Raw genomic sequence first — 11,643 nt, forward strand, 5'->3', positions numbered from 1 at the left:
TGTCCTTGAATGGCATCCCGAACCCCTCGCGCGCAATGCGCAAAACTGTTCGCGATGTCTTCGCACACCTGTTCGCGATGTCTCCGGTCCAAACAAAGGGGAGAAGGGAAGAACTCAGGCGGCCGCGTCCGTGATGGTTCGGCTGAGGCGGCGGACTTCCTCGTCGTTGAGCAGGCCGCCGGCGCGCAACAGGCTGGCGAAGCGGCCATTGCGCATCGACAATTCGGCAAAGCCACCCATTTCGACCACCTTGCCCTTGTCCATGAAGACGACCAGATCGGCATCGCGAACAGTGGTCAGGCGGTGTGCGATGATGAAGGTGGTGCGGCCGCGCCGCAATTCGTCGATCGCTTCCTTGACGCGGTCTTCCGTCTCGACGTCAAGCGCGCTGGTCGCTTCGTCGAGCACCAGGATGGGTGAATCCTTCAGCACGGCGCGCGCGATTGCGATACGCTGGCGCTCGCCGCCCGAAAGTTGTCCACCGCGTTCGCCGACGACCGTATCGTAGCCGTTGCTCTTCGACAGGATGAAATCCTGCGCGGCAGCGGCATTGGCGGCGGCGTGGACCTCATCATAGGTCGCCTCGGCGCGCCCGACGCGGATATTGTCCTCGATCGAGCGGTTGAGCAGGCCCGCATCCTGGAACACGGTGGCGATCGAGTGGCGCAGCGACTTGCGGGTCACCGTGCGGGTATCGATGCCATCGATCAGGATACGGCCGCTGGACGGCGAAAAGACCCGCTGCAAGAGATTGATCAGCGTGGTCTTGCCTGCGCCCGTCGGGCCGACGATGGCCACGGTCTGGCCGGCACGGACTTCGAACGACACGTCGTTCACGCCCTGCCCCGAATTGGCGAATTCGAAGTTGACGTTTTCGAAACGCACATGACCAGTGACGTTGACCAGGTCACGCAACCCGTCCGGCTCGGCGGCCTCGGCCGCGGAGTCCTCAAGGCGATAAAATTCCTCGAGCTTGGCCCTGGCTTCCGAAATCTGGTTGGCGAAGGCCGACATCTGGTCGAGCCGGGCGATCAGCAGCGTGGCAAAGCCGGTAAACGCGATGACGTCACCGATACGCAATTGGCCATGCATGACCAGATAGGAGCCGATCAACAACACGACCATCATCGAAATGGTCGACGACAGACGGTGCAGAGCGTTGGCCAACGCCCACCAGTCGAGCACCGGATACTGGGCATCAAGCAGATTCTTGACATAGCGCTTCAAGGCGTCGGTCTCGTGGCCGATGCGATTGTAGCTCTGCAGCACGGCGACATTGCTGACCGAGTCGCTCACATGCGCGAACACCTGGTGAAAATGCCGCTCCACGGACGCCTGGCCTTCCCTGGTGCGACGCATCACCAGCCGGCCAATTCCGACGTAGAGCGCGCCCAGCGCCAGCAGGACCATCGACATGCGAATGTCCATGCTGAGCGCCGTCGGCACCAGCAGAACCAGCGCGACAACCGTGGACAAATGCTGCCTCATGAACTCGAGCCAGAGGCTGAACAAGGTCTCGACCGCGCGCAGCAGCGTATGCAGGGAATTGGAGGTGCCGCGCTGATGATGCCAGGCAAGCGGCATGGTGATCACGCGCTCGAATGATTGGCAAAGAACCTCGCTGCGCCGCGCATGGGCAAAACGGTCCGCGCCGCGCGCCACCAGAACGAAGGCGATGACGTTGAAGACGCCGATACCGGCCCATAGGCCGAGCGTCGAAAAGACCGAGCCGCTATCCGAAATGGCATCGATCACCCGTCCGAACATGATCGGCTCAAGGATGGCGATAATCGCAAGCGCGACATTCGCCCCACAGATAAACGCGACGCGTTTTCTGTCGGCAGCGAGATAACCGAGCGCTCTCCAGTAGATTTGCAGAAGGGACACTTCAGCTACTCCGGCAAATTGTTATTGTGCACTGCATCATTTTCTGACTCGTACTCGTTGACGTGTCGCGAAACAATGCCCTCGTACCCCTTCAGTTCCCAATTCGCGAACAAAAGATGGCGACGCTGCGAAATCTGTCGTGATCACCTAACGGTTTGAGAAGAAAGGTAAAATGTCAGCCTTGCGGCAAAATCGTGGCAGGCAGGAAGCACTGCCGAAATTTTAATCAGCAACTTGGCATGTACGAATCCCAAAAGCCTGCATCGGCTTTTGGGATATCTCATGCGCAATAGAATTGCTCGAGCAACTTTAAATAACGCACATCGTCAAGATGTACAAAGACGCTCCAAATCCTTGAAGCTACGCCGGTATCCTGACGACCAGATCGGCCTTGTCGCCGGCTTTCGGTTCGAAAGACGAAGCCTTCGTCTTTTTACCATTTACCTCGAGCGAGACGGCTTTGGCCTTCTTGTCGCGGACAACCTGAACCCTGAGCTCGGCCCCCAGCACCTTGAGCGTTGCCGCATAGCCATCCCAATGGCTGGGCAGTTTCGGCCTGAACTGGATGCGCTCGCCCCTGCGCTCGATGCCGAGGATGCCTTCGACCGCCGCGCGATAAAGCCAGCCGGCCGAGCCGGTATACCAGGTCCAGCCGCCGCGGCCGCCCTTGCCTTGCCCGGCGTAGACGTCTGCCGCGACGACATAAGGCTCGACGCGGTAGTGCTCGGCAGCGGCTTCGTCGGGTGCATGGTTGACCGGGTTGAGCATCGAGAAGCAGCGGTAGGCGTCGTCGACGCGCCCCATTTCGGCGAGCGCAATGACGAACCATGTCGCCGCGTGGGTGTACTGGCCGCCGTTTTCACGGACACCCGGCGGGTAGCTCTTGATGTAGCCTGGGTTCTGTTCCGTCCTGGAGAAGGGCGGCGTGAAAAGCTTGACGATGTTGAGCTCGTCGTCGACGAGCATTTTCATCGCCTGCTGCATCGCCGTCGTCGATCGCGCCGGATCGCCCTCGCCCGACAGCACGCTCCACGACTGGGCAATCGAGTCGATCTTGCATTCCTGCGAGCTGCGCGACCCCAGCGGCGTGCCGTCGTCGAAGCTGCCGCGACGGTACCATTCACCGTCCCAGGCCGTGCTTTCCAGCGCCCGCTTCAGCACGCCGGCGTGTTTTGTCCAGGCTTGCGCACGCTTGGCGTCGCCTTCCGCCTTGGCGACAGCTGCAAAGTCGCCCAGCGTCTTCAGCAGGAACCAACCCAGCCAGACGCTCTCGCCCTTACCGTGCTCGCCGACACGGTTCATGCCGTCGTTCCAGTCACCGCCGAGGATCAGCGGCAGTCCGGCGGGGCTGCTGCGCTTGATGGCAAGGTCAAGTGCGCGCGCACAATGATCATAGAGTGAAGCGGTCTTCTTCGATATCTCCGGCGTGAAAAAGGCGTCGTGCTCACCTTCTTCCAGCGACGGCCCTTCGATGAAGGGCAATTGTTCCCTGAGGATCGCGGTATCGCCGGTCACCAGCAAGTAGTGTGCCGTGGCGTGGGCGAGCCAGACCACGTCGTCGGAAATCATCGTGCGGACGCCTGCCTCGGTTCGCGGCAGCCACCAATGCTGCACGTCGCCTTCGGGGAATTGCCGCCGCGCCGCATTGAGGATCTGGTCGCGCGCCAGTTTCGGATCATGGAGAAGCAGGGCCAGCGTGTCCTGCAATTGGTCGCGGAAGCCAAAGGCGCCGCTCGCCTGGTAAAACGCCGAGCGGGCGCGGATGCGGCAGGCAAGGCTCTGATAGGGCAGCCAGTGGTTGACCATCGCGTTGAGCGCCCTGTCCGGCGTCTCGACCTGGATGGTGTCGAGAAACCCTCGCCAGGTGCGTTCATTGTCAGCCAGCCGCTGATCGAAATCCTTGCTGCAGTGATGCTGTACCAGCGCGCTGGCTTCCTCGGCAGAGGCTGCATCGCCGAGCAGCCAGAGCAGCGTCACGTCGCCGCCGGCAGGGATGTCGACGTCGCGTACAATTGCCGCACAAGGATCGTCGCCCGCCTCGACGCGGCCCGACAGGCTTGCGCCGCTGAGCACGGCTTGCGGGAGTTCGCTGGTGCCGTGGCGGCCAATGAACTCGCCGCGGTCGGCCGTCACCGAGTGTGCCGCGCCGTCGGCGGCCAGGAAGGCGACCCGCTCGCTGAAATCGAGCCCGTAGGGATTTTGCGCCAGCAACGCGCCCGTCGCGGCATCCCTGGACGGAACGATGGTCGCCGCGGTGCGCGAACGATGGCTGCCAAGAACCCATTCCGCATAGGCATAGACGCGCAGTCGCGCCGGCGCCGAACCGGAATTCTGGATGCGCAACCTGGAGATTTTCACCGGATCGACGGAATCCACCACATGGGTAAGGTCCATCGACAGCGGCCCGCGCTTCGAACGGAAGGTCGAAAACCCCTGCCCGTGCCATGTTTCGTAGGTCATGGCGGGATCGCGGACGACGGCGGCCAGCGGCGAGAACGCCCGGCCGCTGGCATGATCGTAGATATAGATGCCCTCGCCTGGCCGGTTGGTGACCGGGTCGTTCGCCCACGGCGTCAGTTGATAGTCGCGGCTGTTTCGGCTCCAGCTGAAGGCAGCGCCTTCAGCTGAAACGTGGAAACCGAACGAGGCGTTGGAGACGACGTTGATCCAGGGCTGCGGCGTCGTGCGGCGGCCAGCAAGGCGCACGACATAGTGGCGTCCGTCGCCCTCGAAACCGCCAAAACCGTTCCACTGGTTGAGCCCGCTGCCGTCGGCACTGCCGTCGAACGAGGCTTGGGCCCACGTCTGTTGCGCCGGCGGAGACGGTTCACGAAGCGCTGCTGCACCCGCCGGCTGCAAGGCGTCCCGCGCTTGCAGCGCAGCGGCCTCGGCCCGCTCGATCTGATCGAAGATGGTGCCGTTGCGCGTGTGCAGAACGACGCGAGCAGTGGCCAGCAGCGTCTTGTAGGTCGCCTCGTCCATGAGGTCGCGGCGCACCGCGAAGATGTGCTGGCGGGGTCCTAGCTCCTTGCCGCGCAGGCGGCTGTTTTCGCACAGCGTCTCGACCGCCCGTTGCAGGTCCTGCACGTAAGACGAAGCCTGCTCGTTGATGACGACAAAGTCGATCATCATGCCTCGGGCGCGCATGTATTCCTGGAAGCGGAGCGCCTGGGCAACGATTTCGAGATCGGCGACATCGCCGATCCTGACCAGGAAAATCGGAAAGTCGCCGGATATGCTGGTCGGCCATAGGCCCGATTGCCTACCGAGCCCGGAAGCGATCGATTCGGCCGGAAGCCGCAGGAACGGATCCGGATAGATCAGGTAGCGCGCCAGATTCTGCACATTGGCGGCATCGGCAAGGCTGAGACCGAGATGCCGGGTCTGCACCTGTGAGCGGGTCCAGGCGAGCATCGCCTGGCGCGCGAAGGCTTCCGGATGATCAAGCCGCGCAATGGCTTCTTCGAGTTCGGCACGGTTGGCGCCGACGGCAGTCCAGAAGGTCAGCGCTATCTTCTTGTTGGCCGGCACGCGCACCTGTCGGCGAAGTGCCGCGACCGGATCCAGCGTGAAGCCGGAATGGCCGCCAAGCTTGGCGCCGGGATCGAAGGCGGCGGCCTCGGTAATGGTGCGGCCGCGGCCTATGAAGGCGCGCCGGTCGGTTTCGGCCTCGGCGTCGCGCGTCGACCCAGACGGGTCGGTGACGAAATGCACCATGGCGACATCAGGCTCGTCCGTTTCCCGCTTACGTCTGGTGGCGAAGATCGCTGCGTTATTCGCAGCGATTTCGGTTTCCACGAACATTTTCGAGAACGCCGGATGCGCGTTGTCGGATGCTTCGGAGCCCAGCACCAGTTCAGCGAACGAGGTCACTTCGATATGCCGGTCGACCGGGCCGTCATTGTAGAGCGTCACCCGCCGGCCTTCGCCATTTCCTTCCGAAATGACGATGCATTCGACCTCCGAACGCAGTGATCCCACTGACTTGACGAAGCTCGCCTTGTCGTCGGAGAACAGCGTCCGCACCTCTTCGTGGGCGGCACGCTTCGGCTCGGCGGTGGCCGACCACCAGTCGCCGGTGCCGGAGTCGCGCAGGAAGATGTAGGAGCCAAGCCGATCCTCGGTCGGGTCCGGCTGCCAGCGCGTGACGGCAAGCTCGCCCCAGCGACTATAGCCGGAGCCGGTCGCGGTAACCATGACCGAGTAGCGGCCATTGGACATGACGCTGGTCGAACGCAGCGCCTTGAGCGGGTTGAGCACGATGCGCGTATCGGGGCTCTCGGCTTCCGTTTCGTCCTTCGACCGTTCGTCGGCCTCGGTCCTGACGGTGGCGGTCGGGATGTCGCGCGGCGCTCTTTCCTGCAGCAGCAACTCGGCCGACTCGATCACCGGATCGCTGTGGAAGCGGTCGCGCAGGCGTCCTTCGAAGATGGCGTCGGCGACGGCGGCGATCGACATGCCGGAATGGTGGGCCATGTAGTTCAGCACGACGACATGGTCGGTGCCCTCCGGCACGCGTTGCGGCGTGAAATCGACCGCATCGTAGAAGCCGTGCCGGCCAAGGGCGCCGAGCCGCCTCAGCCTGGCCAGGTTCTGCACCGATTCACGCGGGGTGAACTGCGCCGCCAGCACGGTCGCATAGGGGGCAATCACCGTGTTCTGGCCAAGACCTCGCTTCAGGCCCAGCCCAGGCACGCCGAAATTGGTGTACTGGTAGGTCAGTTCGCGATCGCGGGCGTTGTAGGCCGCTTCCGAAATGCCCCAGGGCACGTTCTTCGAGCGGCCGTACTGGATCTGGCGCTTGATGATGAGCTTGCTGGTCTGGTTGAGGATGCTGCCTTGCGGCTCCTTCATCACCAGCGGCGGCATCAAATACTCGAACATCGAGCCGGACCAGGACATCAGAGCGCCCTTGAACCCGATCTCGACGATCGGCCGGCCGAGGTGGAACCAGTGCTCCGTCGGCAGATCGCCCTTGGCTATGGCGAACAGGCTGGTCAGCCGCGCCTCGGAAGCCAGCAGGTCGTAGCAGCTCTCGTCGAGCTGATGCTCCTCGACCCGGTAGCCGATCGACAGAAGCTTGCGTTCCTTGCGCATGAGGAAGGAGAAATCCATCTCGAAGGCAAAGCGGCGCGTGCGCTCGCGCAACGACAGAAGCTTGGCCCGCAGCGCCTCGACGGCAGTGTCGTCGCTATGCGCGTCATGGACATGCGCTTCGCAGGTGGCTTCCAGTCTCGCCGCCCAGTCGGCGATGGTGTCGCTCTGCGTCGATGCGGCCTCAGTATGGATGGCGATGGCGAGCTTGCGGATCTCGCCGGCCAGAACGGCCAGGTTGATGGTGCGGATCGACGCCATCTCGGGCTGTGCCTTGATCGATTCGACCGCGCGTCGCATGCCATCGAGGCGATCGGCAAGTCGCTGGCGCAACGGCCGCAACTGGCGGCGGTCGTCAGGCAACTCGGCCAGGCTTTCGTCGAGGATCGTCACCGTATCGAGGATACCCTCGAAGTCGCCCTGAAGGTGGACTGCAGGCGCTTCCGCCCATTCGGCACAGGCTGCCGCCACCGCCACCAGATGGCCGGCGAGATTGCCGCTATCGACAGCGGAAATGTACAGCGGATAGAGCGGCTTCAGCGTCGTCGTGTCATACCAGTTGAAGAGATGCCCGCGCTCACGCGGCATGCTCTCGATAGTCGACATCGTCGCGTCGATGCGGGTGGTGGCGTCGGACAGGCTGATCCAGCCGAAATCGCGCGCCGAAACCACTGACAGGAGATAGACGCCGATATTGGTCGGCGAGGTGCGGGGGGCCACGACAGGCGCCGGACTTTCCTGGAAATTGTCGGGCGGCAGATTGTGATGCTCGGCCGTCACGAAGGTCTCGAAATAATGCCATGTGCGCCGCGCAATCGTGCGCAGCACATGGATGTCCGCCGCCGATATGCGCAAACGGTCCTCGGTTTCGGCCGAGCGGCTGATAAAGAAGGCGAAGGCCGGCGAGCCGATCCAGAACAGCGCGAAGAAGAAGGCGACGAAAGCTCCGGTGGAATCGGCCACAACAGGGATGGCGAGGCCGACGACGCCGACGATCACAGCACCGTACATCATGCCGTAATAGGAGCCGAGATCGTTGTCGCCGATCTTGTGAGCCTGCGAGGCAGTGCGCCATTCGAGCAGGTTCTTCCGGCTGACGAACAGGCGGTAGAGCGTGCGAATGATGGCATCGCCCATCATCCAGGCCAGATGCGCCATCAGCACGATCTTCAGAGCCACCAGGGCGGTGCCGAAGACGACGTCGCGCGCCAGCGCCGAGAAATGACCGCGCGGCGTCTGGTCGCCGCTTTTCGGCAGGATGGCGTGGACGATGTCGAACGTCGGCGCCATGAAAAGTGTGAGGATCAGCAGCGCCTGCCATTGCGCGGCCTGGGTGAAGGGCAGCAGCGTCCAGCCGGCGATCGCGGCCATCACCCAGAAGATCGGCGTCAGCGACCGGCGCAGATTGTCGACCATCTTCCAGCGCGACAGCGCCGGCACGCCGGAACGCGGATTGAGAATGAAGCCCAGAAGCTGCCAGTCGCCCCGCGCCCAGCGATGGTGGCGCGACGCGTCGACCGAATAGCGGGTCGGATAGTCCTCGACCAGTTCGACGTCGGTGACCAGTGCCGCGCGCGCCAACGCGCCTTCGAGCAGATCGTGGCTGAGGACGGTGTTTTCTTCGATGCGGCCCTTCAGCGCCGCCTCGAAGGAGTCGACGTGATAGAGTCCCTTGCCGGTGAAGGAGCCGTCGCCGAAGACGTCCTGGTAGATGTCCGAGACGGCAAATACGTAGGGATCGAGGCCGCGATTGGCAGAAAAGACCCGCTGGAAGAAGGATGCGTCGTCGCCGCTGGTCAGCGACGCGGTGATGCGCGGCTGCAGGATGGTATAGCCGGCGGTGACGACGCGCTTTGCCGCATCGTAATGCGGGCGGTTGAGCGGATGGCAAAGCTTTCCAGCCAAACTGGCGACGGCATCGCGGGTGGTGCGCGTATCGGCATCCAGCGTCATCACATGGATGACGTTTTCCGGCAACGGCACGTCCAGCGGCAGAAAGGTGGTGTCGCTGTCGCCACGCAGCAGAAGATTCAGTTCGTGGAGCTTGCCGCGCTTGCGTTCCCAGCCCATCCAGGCGCCCTGGGATTCATTGTAGAGCCGCCGGCGGTGCAGGACGTAGAAACGCGGCGCGCCTTCGCTGGGATAGCGGGCGTTCAGCCGCGCGATCTCGTCGCGAGCATATTGGAGGATCTCGATATCCGCCGCATCGATTTCGGTTTTGCTGTCCGGCCAGTCCGAAAGCAGAGCGAAATGGATTTCGTCCGCCGTGTTGGCCAGGTGGTGCACTTCGATGTTGCGGATGTTCTCCTCGACGTCGTCGCGCGAGCCGATCAGCGACGGCACCACCACCAGCGTGCGCGCCTCGGGCGGCATGCCGCGTTTATAGTCGTAGCCGACGAGGCGCGTCGGCTTCAGGAACAACGATACGACGGTGTTGAAGAAAGCAAGCGCGCCTTCGCTGGCCGGCACGGCAAACAGCGCCAGCATCAGGACGATCGACGGTATGGATAGGCCGAGACTGGCAAGGGCGTTGCCGGAGAGGACAAGAAGCAGGACCGTCAGCGCGAACACCGGCACGACAATGCCCAGCCATCCGGTCTTGCGGAACGCCCGTTTGATCGTGACGCTGACCGTCGGCCGATAGCCGATCGCCTTTTCCAGTTCCAGCCGGCGCGGGCCGACCAGAAAGAACCCGACGTCGGCGTGAGCGGTCGGACCGGTGACGGTGGTATCGGCGACAGCGGCATGGCCGGCGAGTTCGATCGCCTTTTCAGCAACGCGGAATTCGGAACGATCGGAGCGGCGCGCCATTTCCTCGATCGCGGTCCGGTACTGGTCGCGCGAGAAGAAATCGAGCGCGGCAAAATCGGTGCGCTCGCGCAGCAAGGTGTCGATGCGGCTGACATCTTCGAACCAAACCGTCCAGTCGATATCGTTGATGAGCCTGAGACCGCGGATGATGTTGCCGGTGGTTACGTTGCCGCTGGACAACGTGCGATGTTCGCTGATGATGATTTCCTCGGCATCGGAGCCGGACCTTTCAAGCTCGCCCTCCAGCCATTCCAGCGCCCTGCCGGCATTTTGCGACCCGTCGCGCAGACGGTAGAGCAATTGAGTGGCAAAGGTGGTGTCTTGTGCATGGGCGACGTAGTTCGACAGGATCGCCTGACGGTCGGCGGTTTCATCGAGTGCCAGCACGCGGTCTGCGACCTCGTTGGCAATCTGGCGCATCTGCCGGGTACGACTGACCCGAACCGCGATCCGGCGAAGATTTTCGATCAGAACGAAGCGCAGCAGCGATGGCAGCGCCCAGAGCTCGCCGATCTTCAGCGGCTCGACGGCCTGAAAGCCTTCGACGATCGCCTTGAACATGGTCGCCGAGACCGAACTGTCCGAATGGGCGACATAGGTCCAGGCCAGCGCAAGGGCGCGCGGCACGCTGGCGCCGTCGGACAGTTTCAGGGTCGGCAACTGACGATAGAAGCGGCGTGGCAGGTCACGCTTGACCTGGAAGATGGTTTCCTCGACCAGATAATTGTTGTCGAGCAGCCATTGCGCCGCCGGCGTGATCGTCTCGCCTCTCGCCTGCGCGGCATTGGTCGAACGGTAGACTTCGAGGATCTTGCTGGCGCTGTCGCGGACGCGTGGCTGGAAATCGAACGGCTCCAGGCCGAACAGATCCTTGACGTCACCCTTGGCGAGGCTTGTACCCAGCGTGCGCAGGCGCTCTTCCGGCAGGAAATTGGAGCGTATCGGCTCTTCCGTGATGGCCGGAAAGCTCGCGCTCGTCTTTTCCAATTGGGTGGGGTCTGTCTGTATATTCATTGAAAATTCCGCGTGGGGGACGCGTTAGCGGCGTCACCGCCACGGCAATGTCCCTAGAACCGATTGAAATGGAATTGGTTGCATCGAAACAAGGGCCGAAAGTTTATTTTCGCACCAGACCTGCAGACGAACCACCTCCCTCCCGCCGGGAGTTGATCGACGGAAGGATTCAGGCTTTTTCGTGATCTGGGCTTGAGCTTACGGCATATTTCGCCGGTGTTGTGATCATGTTTCGAAACAGGCGTTAATCGTTTGCCGCAACGCGATCGATGCGGATCACGAACAGCGTCGCTAGTCGCGCAGGCTCGACGCGCTGTGACAGAGCGTCGTCCGGCCCGAGCAACAGCGCGTCGCGCGGTCCGATGCGGACAAGCGCCGCGCCGGCCACCGTGACCTCGCCGTCAACACACAGGATGAGGGTCGCATCGGCGGCTGACTGGATGTCCGTCGGAGCTGAAATGACCAGGCGATCGACGGCATGGGTCATCCGTCCACGCCGCATCATGACGTTGAGATCGGTGATCGGACCGGCGATCAGCGCCGCTTGCGTCGGCACATCGGCCGCAAAGGAAAGCGGGGCGGACGTTTTGGTCAGCGTAGCCGCCGGGCGGCCGGCGATATCAAGGATGATCCCCTCGCCTTCCAGCACGGCCAAGCTTCGGTCCACTCCGGCAAACTCGGAGAATGGTCCACCGCTTTCGACGCGAGCCATGGAGACGCGCCAGTCGAAATCGTCGAGCGCAGCACCTGCGGGCGAGACGGCGATTTCAGTCGTCACCCCGCCGCCGTTCTTCCACGGCATGGACCGGTATTCGGCTGCCCGCAGGATGCGCAAGA

3 protein-coding genes are annotated in these 11,643 nt (G+C 62.9%); all 3 read right to left on the bottom strand.

Annotated elements, in window-relative coordinates; genetic code table 11:
- Positions 1 to 114: 114 nt before the first annotated feature.
- Entirely contained in the window at positions 115 to 1,887 is a 1,773-nt protein-coding gene (locus BLT09_RS32355; RefSeq protein ID WP_091600535.1) for a glucan ABC transporter ATP-binding protein/ permease, read from the bottom strand.
- Between the two features lie 360 nt (positions 1,888 to 2,247).
- Positions 2,248 to 10,806, bottom strand: coding sequence for a glycoside hydrolase family 94 protein (locus BLT09_RS32360; RefSeq protein ID WP_091600536.1), 8,559 nt, complete (start codon positions 10,804 to 10,806; stop codon positions 2,248 to 2,250).
- A gap of 244 nt (positions 10,807 to 11,050) precedes the next feature.
- Positions 11,051 to 11,641 carry a HutD/Ves family protein gene (locus tag BLT09_RS32365; protein ID WP_091600537.1) on the bottom strand — a complete coding sequence of 197 codons (591 nt, stop codon included), beginning with the start codon at positions 11,639 to 11,641 and terminating at the stop codon, positions 11,051 to 11,053.
- Positions 11,642 to 11,643 lie beyond the last annotated feature (2 nt).

The sequence above is a fragment of the Mesorhizobium muleiense genome, assembly GCF_900099905.1.
Lineage (GTDB): Bacteria > Pseudomonadota > Alphaproteobacteria > Rhizobiales > Rhizobiaceae > Mesorhizobium > Mesorhizobium muleiense.